Raw genomic sequence first — 16,041 nt, forward strand, 5'->3', positions numbered from 1 at the left:
ATTATATTTTAAAATAATAAAATAACATTTTCAAAAAATATGGTTAATATTATAAATAATATTATTCATATAAATAATTATTTGTTCTAATAAAAAAATTTTTTTTTTATTAGAACGATACTTTAACTGTAAATATTTTATTTTACTCATATAATCTTTAATATAAACTGCATTAATTTTATATTTACAGTGTAATTTCCATCTCTTAATTTCACTAAAATTTAATATATGTACAAAATTTCTAGCTTTTAAACGAAAAAAAATTTCCTCTACTCTAGTATCAACAAATTTCGGAAACCATTGCGTCCAGTTTATCGGTGTATTATTATGTATGAAAGAAAATAAACGTTTATCTGAAGAATGAAAGAAATTTTTATATAACATTAAATCGACATCGTCATCCTTTTCCTCAAATTTATTTAATGAAAAATATGATACAATCCAATTCTTTAAATGTATATTATTTTGTAATAAAAAAAAATTTTTTTGACATCTTAAATAATTTATATTAACCCGATCACAATCTTTAATAGACATAGAGTTATATGCAAAAAACAGAGGAGATTTATTAATATAGATAATTTGCACTCCACAATTAAATAATTGATTGATACTCACTGTTTCATGTATAGAACGTGAATATAAACGAAATATTTTTTTAAAATTCATAGATAAATTAATAATAATTAAAACATTTTTATATAATGGATGCATACCTAAAAACATAACACAACCAAAATTATTATTTATAGATCCAAAAAAACTAGATAAATAAAAAAATGGTTTATTATAATTTTTAGAAATAAAATAAAATATAGATTTTTTTTGAGATATTCTATATAAGAATAAAAAAAATTTTTTATTCTTTTTATATAAGTACTTTACTATAGAAATAGTAGCCATAACATCAGAATACGCATTATGGGCATCAGTATGAACAATATCATTAATATATGTTATATCAGATAATTTAAAACTCACAGATCCGTTAGAATTATAACGCCATAACATTATATCAGGATAAAAAATATAAAAAGCGCGTAAAATATTTAAAACATCCCAACTAAAATTACCGTTTTTCCAACTCCATTCATATGGATCCAGCAAATTTCTATAAAAAATATTACGTGTTATTAAATTATCAAAATTAATATTATTATATCCTATAATACATACATTTCTTTGCGAAAAAATATCATAAATTTTTTTAGCAAAGAAATATTCATTCATACCATTTTTTTGTGTATCTTGAGGTAATATTTTAGTAATTAAAATAGACTCAGGGTCTGGTAAATAATCTAAAGGGGGATAACAAAATAAAATTACTTTATTATAAATAAAATTAAAATTATTATCAGTCTGAATACTACAAAATTGAGAAACTTTATCCAAAGATACATTTAAACCAAAAGTTTCATAATCATAAAAAATAAAAGATTGATTAATCGTATTATTATCTTTAAGAAACATAATATTAAATTATTAAAATATTTTGATATACCTAACAACTGACTCGTTACAAACTATAAGTCTATTTTTTTAAAAAAATATATTATCTCCCCTGACTGGACTCGAACCAGTGACATACGGATTAACAGTCCGCCGTTCTACCAACTGAACTACAGAGGAATATGTTATATATAACATAGTAAAATTTTTATGTCAATTAATAATCAAAAATATATTTTTGATTTAATTATCATAAATATATTATATAATTTATTAAATTTAATAAAAAAAATATAGATTAGTATTTAAAATTGATTTATAATATGTAATATTCATAAATATTATAAAAATATAAAATTCTATACAGGCCCTTTAGCTCAGTGGTTAGAGCACACGACTCATAATCGTTTGGTCGCTGGTTCAAATCCAGCAAGGGCCATCATTGTGGATAATATTATTTATAATAAAAAAAAGAATATTAATAATATATTTTAGCTATATAAAAAATTAATGCTTTTATTTGAAATAAATGATAATGTAGCAATTTTATCATCTGGATTCATGTAAAAATTTTTATTACTATAATTCCATAAAGATATTTTTAATTCATTTTGGTTTAAAAAACTCACAATATTAAACGGATGTCCTAATATCCTTAGTACACATTTTAGTTAAATGAGTATACGGATGAATAACTACACGTGTAGTCTTATCTAATACATGAACCGTAATACCTGTAGAAATTAATAACGTTTTTTTAGATAAAATATACGTAGATTTTTCCAAGCAAGCTAATAAAAATAATCTATATGACACCTCTAATGAATAATCAGAAAAAAAAATCTGTTTTCAGACGTACATCAATAATTTCAATATTAATTTCCAATATATCCGTACACATAAATTTAATTCCTGTTATTTAAAAATATTTTATTTCGATAAAATGGAAATATGAATCTCGGTAGAAATATTTTTATACGGAGTAAAAATAACTTTATGTATACCTAAATACCGTAATAATTTTTGAGGTAACTTAATTTCATGTTTTTCTACTACGATACCTATCAATAGTAAATTTTGTATAATATCTTTAATACCAATAGAACCGAAAATTTTATTTTTTTTACTAGATTTAACAAAAAAAACAATAGAACCAATCGTTTTTAATAAATTAATTCTATTCATAGCCTGATCAATTTTTTTAGATTTTTGTTTTTCAGCAAATATTTTGTTTTTTTCAAAAATTTTAATATTTTTAGAAGTAGCTAATAATGCTTGTTTAGTAGGTATTAAATAATTTCTACCATAACCATTTTTTACAGAAATTAATTGACCTTTTTTACCTAGTTTCTTTATAGAATTTGTTAAAATAACTTTCATATAATATAAATACCTTAAAAAAATTATTCAAATGTTTTTGAAGCAAAAAAATTGTATATTTTATTGATGTTGATCAGTATAAGGTATTAAACTAATAAAACGAGCTCTCTTAATTGCGCGTGCTAATTGTCGTTGATATTTTGCTTTTGTTCCTGTAATACGACTAGGAACTATTTTTCCATTTTCAGTAATATAATTTTTTAACGTAACTATATCTTTATAATCTATATATTTAACTCCTTCTGCTGTAAACCGACAAAATTTTCTACGACGAAAATAACGTACCATGGTCTATATACCTCTTTAATCCTATATACTGTATGTAGTAGGTGAATTTATACCTATCAATATAAGTATTTTAAATTTAATTTATTTAATAATAATTTTATTTTGATTATTTTTATTAGATACTAATTCTTTTTTAAGATATTCTTGTGTCTGTAAAATCGGTGATATTTGTTTATAAGCTTCACGACATAAAAGAATTAGATAACGAATAATATTTAAATTAAATTTAAAATTATTTTCTAAATATTTTATGCATGCAATAGATACCTCAATATTAATTAGAATATAATGAGCTTTTTTTACTTTCTTAATCATATAGGATAAAGGACGTAAACCCCAATCTTCTAAGCGATGTATGATTCCCTGTTTTGAGCGTATTTTATTTGAATAAAATTCAATGATATTCGAAATTTTTTCACTTTTATCGGGATGAACCATTAATATTATTTCATAATGACGCACAAATAAAACTCCTTGAAAATATATATAATAAATTGTTTAAAATAATTATTAGTAGTATTGAATACTATAAATATATATGTAGTATATAAAAAAAATTATAAATATAAATATACATATTAAAACTTAATAATATTAATAATATTATATTAACATAATTATATTCATGAAAAAAATAGTTTTAACGAAATTAAAAATAATTATTTTAATTAAATAAATATAATTTATAAATTAAAAATTAATTATTTATACATAACTAGTAAAATTAGATTTATTATCCTAGTAATAATATTTAAATTTTAAGAGAGTTAGAAATTTATATTATTTACATAATAATTATGTACATAATTATTAATAAAATATCAAAAATATGTAATTACTACAATTTTTTTATTTCGTTAAAATTATTTAATTTAATTAAATTAATTTAAAAATTATTTTTTAATATATTTTGAATTTTCTTAATTAATAAATACTTTTGATTATCATATATATATGTAATATTTGTCCATTTTTTTAACCAAGTTAATTGATGTTTAACTAATTTTACAGTAGATTTAATAGTATGATTAATCATATCTTGATATGAATATTTATTTTGTATATATAACCACATTTGCTTATAACCAATACTGTTAATAGAAGGTAAAGAAATATTTAAATCCTGTTGTTTATATAAAGCACGTACTTCTTCTTCCAAACCAGAATCTAACATATGATGAAAACGTTGTACTATGTTAGTATATAAGACGCTTTTATCGTGAGGAATTAAACCAAATTGAAATATTTTATATGGTAATTTTTTATGAACTGACTGTATTAATTGACTTCTCGATTGACCACCTGAAACAAAGAATATTTCAACAGCACGTAAAACTCTTTTAACATCATTCATATGAATTTTTTTACTATAAACAGGATCTATTTTTTTTAAAATATCAAATAATCTTTTTTTTTTTTTAAAACAAATATTTGTATATATATAATTTCTAATATCAGGATTAGATGGAGGTAAAGAAGCAAAACCATTTAATAAAATTTTAAAATATAGCATTGTACCACCTACTAATAAAGGAATTTTTCCGAATTTTAAAATATTTTTTATTTCTTTGGTAGCGTCTTTATAAAAATCTATAGCAGAATAAATAATTTGAGGTTTTACAATATTAACTAATCGATAACCATATTTTTGTAAATCTTTAGAAGTAGGTTTATCAGTTCCAATATCTAATCCTTGATATACTAACTTAGAATCTACACTCAATAATTCTACTTTAGGAAAAATTTTTTTTATCTGTAACGATAATTTACTTTTACCAATTGCTGTAGGACCCATTAAAAATAATACAATTGATTGATTATTCATGTTTATGTTATCTTAATTTACAAACAAATATTTGTATTTAAATTAATGTTAAAATACGTAATTATATACGATATTATTAAAAAATACATGAGTTATTTTAATATAATAATTTTACTATTAATGAATAATTAAAAATTATTCCATTTTTTATATATATTTATTAATCCTAGTGTAGAACTATCATAATTAATATTAATATTTTTTATAAAAAAATCATTAAATATATTATTTGCTACTAATTTTCCTAATTCTACGCCCCATTGATCAAAACTATATATATTTAATATAATACCTTGCACAAATATCTTATGTTCATACAAAGAAATTAAAGCTCCTAAAGAATAAGGGGTAATTTTTTTTAACATAATAGAATTGCTTGGTTTATTGCCCGGACAATATTTATGGTGCATGTAATCATTATTACAAATATTTTTTAAAATTATTTTTTCATTAATATTAATATTGTTTCCAAATGCTAAAGATTGAGTTTGTGCTAAAAAATTTGATAATAATTTTTCATGATGATCATCAACAGGGTTATGACTAATAGCCGGAATAATAAAATCACATGGTATAAATGTTGTTCCCTGGTGTAATAATTGAAAAAAAGAATGTTGACCATTAGTACCTGATTGGCCCCAAATAATAGGACTCGTCTTCCAAGTCACTAAAGAATTATTCCGATCTATTGATTTTCCATTAGATTCCATATAACTTTGTTGTAGATATTCTGGAAATGCCTGCATATATGCATCATAAGGAAATATTGCTTCAGTCTCTGTCTTAAAAAAATTAGTATACCAAATGCTTATTAAAGCTAATATAATAGGAATATTATGTGATATTTTTTGATATAAAAAATGCTGATCCATCATATATGATCCATATAATAATGATTCAAAATTTTTAAATCCAATAGATAAAATAATCGATAAACCAGAAGCAGACCATAAAGAATAACGACCTCCTACCCATTCCCAAAATTTAAAAATATTTTTACTACAAATTCCAAAATTTAAAGCTGCAGTAACATTTTCGCATAATGCAAAAAAATGTTTAGATAGATATCCTGCACATTTAGTTTGCAGAATACACCAATTTTTTAAGTAATTAGCGTTACTAATAGTTTCTAGCGTAGAGAAAGATTTCGAAGCAATAAGAAAAATAGTAGTTTCTAAATCAATTTTTTTTAATACTTCTTGAATATCAGTTCCGTCAATATTAGAAATATAATGAATATTTAAATGATTTTTATAAGGTTTTAAAGATTCAGTAACCATATACGGACCTAAATATGAACCACCGATACCGATATTAACAACATCAGATATAGTTTTGCCCGTATATCCTTTCCAATCTCCATTAATAACAGAATTAGAAAAATATTCTAACTTTTTTAATTCTTTTTTAATTAATAACGTAATGTTGATATTATCTACAATATTATATTTATTAGACTGATTACGTAATGCTGTATGTAAAACAGATCTATTTTCTGTTTTATTTATTTTATAACCAAAAAACATACTATTTATTGCATCACTTAAAAAACATTCTTCAGCAAGTTTAAATAATAATCGCAAAGTTTCATTATTGATACGATTTTTAGAAAAATCTATAATAATTTTATCTTCAAAAAAAATAGAATAATTACAAAATCTATTTTTATCAACATTAAAGAAACTTTTCATATGAATATTTTTTATGTCAATAAAATGATGTCTTAACTGTTTCCAAGCAAGCGTTTTCGTTGGATTAATATTTTTCATATAAAATCTCAGATTATTTAAATTATTTTTTAATTAAATATATTTAACATAAAAACCATTATTAATTAATACCAAAATAAATAATTAACTTAAATTGATTAAAAAATAACTAAATTATATTATAAAATTTATAAAAAATGGTATATATATACTATAAAATAGATATATATTTAATAATGATTAAAAATCATAATAAAATTTATTATTTTAAAAATCTAAAAAAATAAAAATTATGAATTATAAAACGATAAATATCTATTCAAATAAAAAATTGATAAAAAATATAAAAATTGTATTTTAAGAACCACCATATTATCAAAAATTATTAATTTTTAATGAATAAATTTATAAAAAATATTTTTTATAATATTAAATATTCAATTAACCGACAAAAATTTTCTAATAAAATACATACTAATAATAGAACTATCTATTAATTATAAAAATATACACGTTAATTCAATTAACATATTGAATAAAAAATAGATATTAAATATCTTAATTTATATACAAATAAAAATTTTGTAAAAAAAAAGAATAAATTAAATCCAATATAAGGATTAATTTTCTTAAAAAGAAACAATATTATTGTTATACATAACAATATCCAATAAATAATTCTTGCAAAAAAAAATAATTTTTATATAATTAAATATAATAAGATATTGCGGGAATAGCTCAGTTGGTAGAGCACAACCTTGCCAAGGTTGCGGTCGCGAGTTCAAATCTCGTTTCCCGCTCAAAACATATAAATTAATAATTTTTAAATTATTAATTTATTGAATATAAATGTTTTATATATAAAATATTTATATTCAATATACGTAAAACAATTAAAATTGTTTAATTTTTTTATTAAAAATTACATATTTTTAAAAAATACAATTCTTTTTTTAAATTTCAGATAAATTAAAACGTTTTTGAAATCTTTGTATTCGTCCTTTAGTATTCATATTTCTTTGTTTACCAGTATAAAACGGATGACATTGTGAACACAAATCAAGCAACATATCACTTTTTTTAGTAGAAAAAACCGGAATTTTATATCCACATGAACAAATCGCGAAAATTTGTTTATATTCTGGATGAATTTTTTTTTTCATAATACATTCTCACAGTAAGTATAATACTCTACACTACTACGTAGTTTTTATTTAAAAAAATAAATCTCAATGTATATTATTGAATTAATTGTATACATATACTAATAATTTATTATCTATAATATAACTATTATTTTTTAAAATCAATATTTAATTACAGAAAATATATATAAAAATATATATTATTGTATACTATGAGAGATGCTACTATTTTATGACTACAATATTAAGTGTTCGTGTACAAGGTAAGGTAGTAATTGGTGGAGACGGACAAGCTACTTTTGGACATACTGTTATGAAAAGTAATGTAAAAAAAGTTCGTTCTATTTATAAAGATCAAGTAATTGTAGGATTTGCAGGCGGAACAGCCGATGCATTTACGTTATTTGAATTATTTGAAAAAAAATTAGAAAAATATCAAGGACAATTACAGCGATCTGCAATAGAATTAGCTAAAGATTGGAGAACAGATCGATTATTAAGAAAATTAGAAGCCTTATTGGCAGTAGCTGATAAAAAAAATTCTCTTATTATTACCGGAACAGGAGATGTGATACAACCCGAAAATGATGTTATCGCAATTGGATCGGGCGGTCCGTTTGCACAAGCAGCAGCATATGCTCTAATTAAAAATACTAATTTACCAGCATCCAAAATTGTAAAAAAAGCATTACAAATTGCAGCAAATATATGCATATATACAAATAAATCATTTACCATACATGAAATATCTTCAGAAAAATAAAAAGGAAACATATATGTCAGATATGACTCCTCGAAATATTGTACAAGAACTTGATAAACATATTATTGGACAAAAAAATGCTAAGCGCGCTGTTGCAATTGCATTAAGAAATCGTTGGAGAAGAATGCAGTTAAATTCCGAACTACGTAATGAAATAACTCCTAAAAACATCTTAATGATTGGCCCTACCGGAGTTGGAAAAACAGAAATTGCACGTCGATTAGCTAAATTAGCTAACGCTCCTTTTATTAAAGTAGAAGCTACAAAATTTACCGAAGTAGGTTATGTTGGAAAAGAAGTAGATTCTATTATCCGTGATTTAACAGAATTAGCTATTAAAATGATTCGATCGCAAAACATAGAAAAAAATAAAAAATATGCACAAAAACGCGCTGAAGAAAGAATATTGAAAATAATAATACCTATATCTAATAATAATAAATCAGAAAAAAATGATTTTCCAGAAAAACCAGAAAATACAATTAAAATTTTTAAAAAAAAATTACGTGAAGGAAAACTTGATAACAAAGAAATTGAAATACAAATAACTGCTGCACCCTTAGGAATAGAAATTATGTCTCCTCCAGGAATGGAAGAGCTAACAAATCAATTACAATCTTTATTTCAAAATTTAGGAGGCAAAAAAAAAAATTTACGTAAATTAAAAATTAAAGATGCAATTAAATTAATCACGGAAGAAGAAGCAGCTAAACTAATTAATTTAGAAGAAATAAAAAAACAAGCAATATATTCAGTAGAACAAAATAGTATTGTTTTTATTGATGAAATTGATAAAATTTGCAAACATCATTCTTCAGCATCTAATTCTGACGTTTCTAGAGAGGGTGTTCAAAGAGATTTACTTCCTTTAATTGAAGGATGTACTGTTTCCACAAAACACGGAGCAGTAAAAACAGATCACATTCTATTTATAGCGTCAGGAGCTTTTCAGACATCTACTCCTTCTGATTTAATTCCGGAATTACAAGGTAGATTACCGATAAGAGTCGAACTAAATGCTTTAAAAATAGACGATTTTGAAAAAATTTTAACCGAACCTAACGCATCTCTTACTACTCAATATACATCTTTAATAAAAACCGAAGGAGTAGATATTATTTTTACAAAAAAAGGAATTCGTAAAATAGCTGAAGCAGCATGGAAAATCAATGAATCTATGGAAAACATCGGAGCTCGTAGATTATATACAGTCTTAGAAAAACTAATGGAAGATATTTCGTTTCATTCTGATGAACAATATGGACAAAAAATTTATATTGACGAAAATTATGTAAGTCTACACTTAGATAAGTTAATGGAAAATCAAGATTTAAGTCGATTTATTTTATAAAAATATTATATATATATATTTATAAAATTATTTTTATTAAAATAATTGCCTATCTTTAACATCATTACTTATGATAGGCAAATATTTAATAAAAAACAAAATTAAAAATTAATTATGTTAAATTATTAATTTTTTCTAATAGAGATTTTATCTTACGTTTCCATTTCATTCTTTCTTCTTGTATTAAAATATTTTTCTCTTCTATTTGTTCTTTTAAAGAACAAATATTTTTTAATTTTTCTTTTAAACTTTGATTTTTTGATTTTAAATTATTAATTTCTAATTTTAATAATAAAATATAATCTACAGATTTTTGTACTTTTGTTTCTAAACTAGAAAATACCTCTAATACCATAGTATTACCATTAAAATATAAAACATTTGTTAATATAATGAATATTATTCAGAATAATATTCATTACTCTCAAATATTGATTAATCAATAAAAATATTTATATATATTTAAAATATACTAAAATATATATAATATTTGTTGATATCTTTTAATATATATTATTATATATTACAATAATATATAAAACATGATTTGGAATATTCTTATATGAATTCTTGGTTAAAAGCACATTTAATAAAATTAAAAAAATGGAAAAACAATTTATTTACATTAATTATACAAGCTCCTATTAATAAATTTATAGCAGGTCAATTTACAAAATTATCTTATATAGATTCAAATAAAAAAAGAATACAACGAGCTTATTCGTTCATAAATTCACCAAATAATAAAAATTTAGAATTTTATATTTTATTAATAAAAAACGGAGCATTAACACCTCAGTTATATGACATATATAGCCATGAAATTTTTATTTCCAAAAATTCATTTGGTTTTTTTACCATAGCAGAATTACCTCATAAAGAAAACATTTGGATGATTGCTACCGGTACAGCATTAGGGCCATATTGTTCTATTTTACAACATGAAAATATTTTAGATAAATTTAATAAAATTATTTTAATTTATGCAGTCAAATACAGTGTAGACCTAAATTATTTAAATTTATTTAAAAAATTAAAAAAAAAATATAAAAACAAAATAATTATAAAAATAATATTAAGCCAAGAAAAAAATAAAAAATATTTATATGGACGAATACCAGACCTCATTAATTCAGGTAGATTAGAAAAATCTATTAAAGAACCGTTATGTGCTGATACATCTCATGTAATGTTATGCGGTAATCCTGACATGATAAAGAATACACAAAAAATATTATATTCCTTAAAAAATATGAAAAAACATCTTCGAAGAAATCCTGGACATATTACTAGTGAAAATTATTGGTAACATGTTTTATGTTATATTTATTTATCATATTAAATATAATATTTTTTCGGAATTGATTCCTATAAAAACAGGAACCAATCCCAAATACATGCAATAAACATGTAAATAAATCTTATTTAATAATAGATACCATTAACACAATATTATTGCACAAAAAATGAATATCTTATTTCTGGATCAGAATTCTTAGTAATAACCATAGCAGCTCGAATACCATATTGGTTTATTTCATCAATATTTTCAGAATAAGAAGATTGTAAATCTGCTGTCTTAGTAACTGCTACTTTATATGTACCCGGACTAATTTCATCAATTTCATATGCAAAACGTACATTATCTGACGCTCGATATTCTACTTCTGGATAACGAGCAGATAGATTATTCCACGCAGCATCAAGTACTTCAGGATGTAAATAAGTAGAAATTAATTGTTGTGATGTATAATCTGTAATAGAAGTCTGAAATGTATTCATTATATCGGGAGCTTGATCGGAAGGAATTCTTTTTCCATTTAAAAAAACAGTTTTATTGTGAATATTATCTAAAAATTTTTGTTCTAATTGACCAGTTTTAGTTAATTTTTTAAACGATTTTTGTAATTTTTGTGAAAACAAATTAGTTTTATTTGAAAAATTAACAGAATGCAATATATTCCAATGTACGTGCGGATTATTAAACAGTGTCAAAAAGAAATCTTTAACACGATCATTCGTTGGATTACATTGCGGTATATTATAAAAATCAGATTCACTCATTGAGTTATCACAATATTCTTCCGCAGATTCAGTATCAATAATATTAAAAGGTTTTTCGTCATATTTCCATTCACCAGAATAATTTTCATCAGAATACATGAAATTTTCTTGATCATTTTTATGTTTCGGAATAATATGCGCTACATATTCTTGATTAGAATTATTGATAATTGCAATATCAACATTTTTAAAATTTTTATCGTGTAATATACTACTATTATCAACTTTTTTTATAATTTCTGAGTTAAGATTGATGTTAGATCTTATTGAAGAAACTGATGACATAATATTTCTGTCCTTTTTATATTTGTTAAATACAACATATCAATAAAATTAATTTATAAAATGTTTTTTTAAAATCAAAAAAATCACAAAAAATAAATTAAAACAATTATATTCTTATTTATATATATAAGAATATATTGTATATATTCTTATATATTTTTATAATTCAAATTATTAAAAATATTGAATATATAATTTCATTATTAATAAAAAACCAGTTTAAAAATTTTTAACGGTAAATAAAATATTCTATTAACCATTAATATATATTAATTTACATAAATATCAATATATAAAATTAAATTTTAATAATTTAATCAGATATTTCTTATATATTACATCATTTAATAACGTTAAAATAATAAATATATATATTATATATATATTTTGAAAATTTTCATATAATATTTGTTATTTATTAATTAATTTATAAATATAAATAAATATATATATTCATTAATAATTAATAACCCCATCATATATATGATGTGCCTCTCCTGACATATATAAATGATTTTTTAATACTCCAGTCCAATCAATTTTTAAAATACCTTGCTGTAAAATAACAGTAACATGATTATCTAATATACTATTTCGTATACCTATCGCAACAGCTGCACAAGCACCACTACCACAAGCTTTAGTTTCACCTACATGTCGTTCATAAACACGTAGTAAAATTTTTTTTTTAGATAATATTTGCATAAAACCAACATTAACACCTTGAGGAAACAAAATATGCTGTGATAATTTTAAACCTATATCATTCACTTTAAAATTTTTAAGATCATCAACTTGAATAACACAATGAGGATTACCCATAGAAACCACACTAAAAACATATTTTTTTTTATCAATTATAACTGAATAATGTATTTTATTCATAGTATGCGTAAACGGAATCTGTGAAGGAATAAAAATTGGTCTACCCATATCTACTTTAAAAATATTTTTATAAATATGCTCTAAAAATAAATATCTATTTTTTGTACTAACACAAATTTTTTTTTTATCAATTTTTTTTATAATAAACAAATAATATGCAATACATCGCGCACCATTACCACATTGTTCTACTTCTATACCATTAGAATTAAAAATTCTATAATGAAAATCAGCAGGTCTACCCTGACTAGACTGAAGTACTAATAACTGATCAAAACCAACGCCTAAATGTCGATTCGACCACTGTTTTATTAATTCTGAAGAAAAAAAAAATTATTTTTACTAGAATCAATTAAAATAAAGTCATTTCCTAAACCATGCATTTTAGAAAAAAAAATAATATTTTTTTTTAAAAACATATTAATTATTCCTCATATATAAAATAAATGTTATAATTAAACTTTAAAAAATTATTGAAAAATATTTTTATATTAGGATAATTATGCATGATATTTCATTTCATAAAAAATTTAAGAAGACACTGTTAATAATAGATGATATTTTAAATAAATGTGACGAAAAAATAGATATAGATTATTTTATATTTGATAATATGCTATCTATTGCATTTAACAATAAAAAAAAAATAATCCTTACTTCTCAGGTATATTTAAAACAATTATGGATAGCGACATCAATTCAAGGATATCATCTTACATATAGTAAATATACTTGGGTATGTATACGTACAAAAAAACATATATCTTCTATTTTAGAAGAAGAATTTTTTATACAGACCAATTATATTATAAATTTTAATTTATTAAAAAAAATAAAATGACACAATTTTTTTTTATATATGATCGGCGAAAGAGGATTTGAACCTCTGACCCACTGGTCCCAAACCAGTTGCGCTACCAAGCTGCGCTATTCGCCGATATAAGCTATAGTTAAAAAACTATCATTATTCTTTAATATTGATAAAATCGTACTCTACAGTATAGTCAATATATGGGTGGTCAATGGGATTTGAACCCATGACCGCTGGAATCACAATCCAGAGCTCTACCAACTAAGCTATGACCACCAAAATTAAATATAAAATCATACATAAAATTGCGTCCGACAGGATTTGAACCTGAGACCTTTACTTTCGGAAAGTAATGCTCTATCCGTATTGAGCTACGGACGCAAAAATTTTAATATTATTAATTATAAACTATATATATAATATATATTATTAAAAATAATTTTTACTATCTAATAAATATTATATATATACTAATTAAAAAAATCTAGTATTTTATTTTATTTATTAGATAAAATATTTAATAAATAGTTAAAAACTACATATATTTAATATAAATAATATCTATAACTATGACTAATGAAAAAAAAATCATTAAAAATAATTAATTTGATTATCTAAAGATAATTAAAAATTATAACATCTTTATTAATAAAGATGTTATTTTGATCTTTTCATCATATCAAAAAATTCATCATTGGTTTTTGTCATAGATAATTTATTGATTAAAAATTCCATAGCATCTATTTCACTCATAGGATGAATAATCTTACGTAAGATCCACATTTTTTGTAACTCTTCAGGAACAGTAAGTAATTCTTCTCTTCGAGTACCCGATCTATTATAATCAATAGCAGGAAAAACACGTTTTTCTGCTATTTTTCGAGATAACGGTAATTCCATATTACCAGTTCCTTTAAATTCTTCATAAATTACTTCATCCATTTTAGATCCGGTATCAATTAATGCTGTAGCAATAATAGTTAAACTGCCTCCTTCTTTTACATTACGCGCTGCTCCAAAAAATCTTTTAGGTCGATGTAATGCATTTGCATCAACACCACCAGTCAATACTTTTCCAGATGCTGGTACTACAGTATTATATGCTCGAGCTAATCTTGTAATAGAATCTAACAAAATAATAACATCTTTCTTATGTTCAACTAATCTCTTTGCTCTTTCGATAACCATTTCTGCTACTTGTACATGTCTAGAAGCTGGTTCGTCAAAAGTAGAAGCTACTACTTCTCCTTTAACTAATCTTTGCATTTCAGTTACTTCTTCCGGCCGTTCATCAATTAATAAAACCATTAAAACACAATCCGGATGATTAAATGCGATACTTTGCGCGATATTTTGTAACAACATAGTTTTACCTGCTTTCGGTGGAGCTACTATTAAACCTCTTTGCCCACGACCTATCGGAGAAGATAAATCTAACACTCTAGCAGTTAAATCTTCCTTAGAACCATTACCACGCTCCATTTTTAATCGAGAATTAGCATGTAATGGAGTTAAGTTTTCAAATAAAATTTTACTACGAGCATTTTCTGGTTTATCATAATTAACTGTATTTACTTTTAATAAAGCAAAATAACGTTCTCCTTCTTTTGGAGGTCTAATTTTACCTGAAATTGTATCTCCGGTTCTTAAATTAAAACGACGAATTTGACTAGGTGATACATAAATATCATCAGGACCGGCTAAATAAGAACTATCCGATGATCGTAAAAAACCAAATCCATCTTGTAGAATTTCTAAAACACCATCTCCAAATATATCTTCTCCACTTTTTGAATGCTGTTTTAATATAGAAAAAATAATATCTTGTTTACGCATTCGAGCTAAATTTTCTAAACCTATCTGTTTACCTAACGTAATAAGTTTTGATACCGATGTATTTTTTAATTGGGTAAGATTCATAATAGTGAATTTATCAATCCATTTAAGAGAAACCTATAAAACATATAGTATATAACAAATAAAATTTGTTACATTTATATTATTAAAAATATAAAAATCGATTATTGTGAGTAAAAAAAGTATATACGCTCTTATTTTTTAATTTAAAAATGTTATTTTTAAAATA

The 16,041-nt window shown here is 22.7% G+C and carries 15 protein-coding genes, 6 tRNA genes and 1 pseudogene; 6 read left to right on the plus strand and 16 right to left on the minus strand.

Annotated elements, in window-relative coordinates:
• Positions 1–30: 30 nt before the first annotated feature.
• The gene (gene sbcB, locus APCICUMA2628_RS01870; RefSeq protein ID WP_154027713.1) at positions 31–1,470 is read right to left on the minus strand and encodes an exodeoxyribonuclease I; all 1,440 of its coding nucleotides are present in this window, start codon (positions 1,468–1,470) and stop codon (positions 31–33) included.
• Positions 1,471–1,556: 86 nt separating this feature from the next.
• Positions 1,557–1,629: transfer RNA gene (locus APCICUMA2628_RS01875), tRNA-Asn, on the minus strand.
• A 186-nt stretch (positions 1,630–1,815) separates the two neighbouring features.
• On the opposite strand from APCICUMA2628_RS01875, the gene APCICUMA2628_RS01880 reads away from it, so the two are divergent.
• Positions 1,816–1,888 (plus strand) — tRNA-Ile (locus APCICUMA2628_RS01880).
• Positions 1,889–2,082: 194 nt separating this feature from the next.
• Here the strand turns inward: APCICUMA2628_RS01880 and APCICUMA2628_RS01885 are convergent.
• From APCICUMA2628_RS01885 to pgi, 6 genes are all read right to left on the minus strand, one after another.
• The gene (locus APCICUMA2628_RS01885) at positions 2,083–2,265 is read right to left on the minus strand and encodes a hypothetical protein (protein ID WP_154027715.1); all 183 of its coding nucleotides are present in this window, start codon (positions 2,263–2,265) and stop codon (positions 2,083–2,085) included.
• Positions 2,266–2,379: 114 nt separating this feature from the next.
• Complete coding sequence (gene rplI, locus APCICUMA2628_RS01890) at positions 2,380–2,829, minus strand: 50S ribosomal protein L9 (RefSeq protein WP_154027717.1); 450 nt, start codon at positions 2,827–2,829, stop codon at positions 2,380–2,382.
• 60 nt (positions 2,830–2,889) lie between these two features.
• Positions 2,890–3,117 carry a 30S ribosomal protein S18 gene (rpsR, locus tag APCICUMA2628_RS01895; RefSeq protein WP_154027719.1) on the minus strand — a complete coding sequence of 76 codons (228 nt, stop codon included), beginning with the start codon at positions 3,115–3,117 and terminating at the stop codon, positions 2,890–2,892.
• Between the two features lie 81 nt (positions 3,118–3,198).
• Positions 3,199–3,579 (minus strand): 30S ribosomal protein S6, encoded by a 381-nt coding sequence (gene rpsF, locus APCICUMA2628_RS01900; RefSeq protein ID WP_154027721.1) that lies wholly within the window; start codon positions 3,577–3,579, stop codon positions 3,199–3,201.
• 424 nt (positions 3,580–4,003) lie between these two features.
• Positions 4,004–4,942 (minus strand): tRNA (adenosine(37)-N6)-dimethylallyltransferase MiaA, encoded by a 939-nt coding sequence (gene miaA / locus APCICUMA2628_RS01905; protein WP_154027723.1) that lies wholly within the window; start codon positions 4,940–4,942, stop codon positions 4,004–4,006.
• A 128-nt stretch (positions 4,943–5,070) separates the two neighbouring features.
• A complete protein-coding gene (pgi, locus tag APCICUMA2628_RS01910) occupies positions 5,071–6,711 on the minus strand; it encodes a glucose-6-phosphate isomerase (protein WP_154027725.1) in 1,641 nt (546 codons plus the stop codon).
• 667 nt (positions 6,712–7,378) lie between these two features.
• Here pgi and APCICUMA2628_RS01915 point away from each other — a divergent pair.
• Positions 7,379–7,451, plus strand: a tRNA-Gly gene (locus APCICUMA2628_RS01915).
• A 153-nt stretch (positions 7,452–7,604) separates the two neighbouring features.
• Here the strand turns inward: APCICUMA2628_RS01915 and rpmE are convergent.
• Complete coding sequence (rpmE, locus tag APCICUMA2628_RS01920) at positions 7,605–7,814, minus strand: 50S ribosomal protein L31 (RefSeq protein ID WP_154027727.1); 210 nt, start codon at positions 7,812–7,814, stop codon at positions 7,605–7,607.
• Between the two features lie 214 nt (positions 7,815–8,028).
• On the opposite strand from rpmE, the gene hslV reads away from it, so the two are divergent.
• On the plus strand, positions 8,029–8,559 hold the full coding sequence (hslV, locus tag APCICUMA2628_RS01925) for an ATP-dependent protease subunit HslV (protein WP_154027729.1): 531 nt from the start codon (positions 8,029–8,031) through the stop codon (positions 8,557–8,559).
• Between the two features lie 13 nt (positions 8,560–8,572).
• The gene (gene hslU / locus APCICUMA2628_RS01930; RefSeq protein ID WP_154027731.1) at positions 8,573–9,910 is read left to right on the plus strand and encodes an ATP-dependent protease ATPase subunit HslU; all 1,338 of its coding nucleotides are present in this window, start codon (positions 8,573–8,575) and stop codon (positions 9,908–9,910) included.
• 112 nt (positions 9,911–10,022) lie between these two features.
• Here hslU and zapB read toward each other — a convergent pair whose 3' ends face one another.
• Positions 10,023–10,265 (minus strand): cell division protein ZapB, encoded by a 243-nt coding sequence (zapB, locus tag APCICUMA2628_RS01935; protein ID WP_154027733.1) that lies wholly within the window; start codon positions 10,263–10,265, stop codon positions 10,023–10,025.
• 207 nt (positions 10,266–10,472) lie between these two features.
• On the opposite strand from zapB, the gene APCICUMA2628_RS01940 reads away from it, so the two are divergent.
• A complete protein-coding gene (locus APCICUMA2628_RS01940; RefSeq protein WP_154027735.1) occupies positions 10,473–11,219 on the plus strand; it encodes a ferredoxin--NADP reductase in 747 nt (248 codons plus the stop codon).
• A gap of 143 nt (positions 11,220–11,362) precedes the next feature.
• On the opposite strand, the gene APCICUMA2628_RS01945 is transcribed toward APCICUMA2628_RS01940, so the two are convergent.
• Both APCICUMA2628_RS01945 and dapF read right to left on the minus strand, forming a co-directional pair.
• Positions 11,363–12,259, minus strand: coding sequence for a hypothetical protein (locus APCICUMA2628_RS01945; RefSeq protein WP_154027737.1), 897 nt, complete (start codon positions 12,257–12,259; stop codon positions 11,363–11,365).
• A gap of 456 nt (positions 12,260–12,715) precedes the next feature.
• Positions 12,716–13,542, minus strand: a pseudogene (gene dapF / locus APCICUMA2628_RS01950) (diaminopimelate epimerase).
• Between the two features lie 104 nt (positions 13,543–13,646).
• Here dapF and cyaY point away from each other — a divergent pair.
• Complete coding sequence (gene cyaY / locus APCICUMA2628_RS01955; RefSeq protein ID WP_154027739.1) at positions 13,647–13,985, plus strand: iron donor protein CyaY; 339 nt, start codon at positions 13,647–13,649, stop codon at positions 13,983–13,985.
• A gap of 22 nt (positions 13,986–14,007) precedes the next feature.
• Here cyaY and APCICUMA2628_RS01960 read toward each other — a convergent pair.
• The 4 genes from APCICUMA2628_RS01960 to rho form a co-directional block, all read right to left on the minus strand.
• A tRNA-Pro gene (locus APCICUMA2628_RS01960) sits at positions 14,008–14,081 on the minus strand.
• Positions 14,082–14,158: 77 nt separating this feature from the next.
• A tRNA-His gene (locus APCICUMA2628_RS01965) sits at positions 14,159–14,231 on the minus strand.
• A gap of 30 nt (positions 14,232–14,261) precedes the next feature.
• A tRNA-Arg gene (locus APCICUMA2628_RS01970) sits at positions 14,262–14,336 on the minus strand.
• Between the two features lie 276 nt (positions 14,337–14,612).
• Positions 14,613–15,875 (minus strand): transcription termination factor Rho, encoded by a 1,263-nt coding sequence (gene rho, locus APCICUMA2628_RS01975; protein ID WP_154027741.1) that lies wholly within the window; start codon positions 15,873–15,875, stop codon positions 14,613–14,615.
• Positions 15,876–16,041: the final 166 nt, after the last annotated feature.

Source organism: Buchnera aphidicola (Cinara cuneomaculata) (assembly GCF_900698865.1).
GTDB classification, from domain to species: Bacteria; Pseudomonadota; Gammaproteobacteria; order Enterobacterales; family Enterobacteriaceae; genus Buchnera_F; species Buchnera_F aphidicola_AA.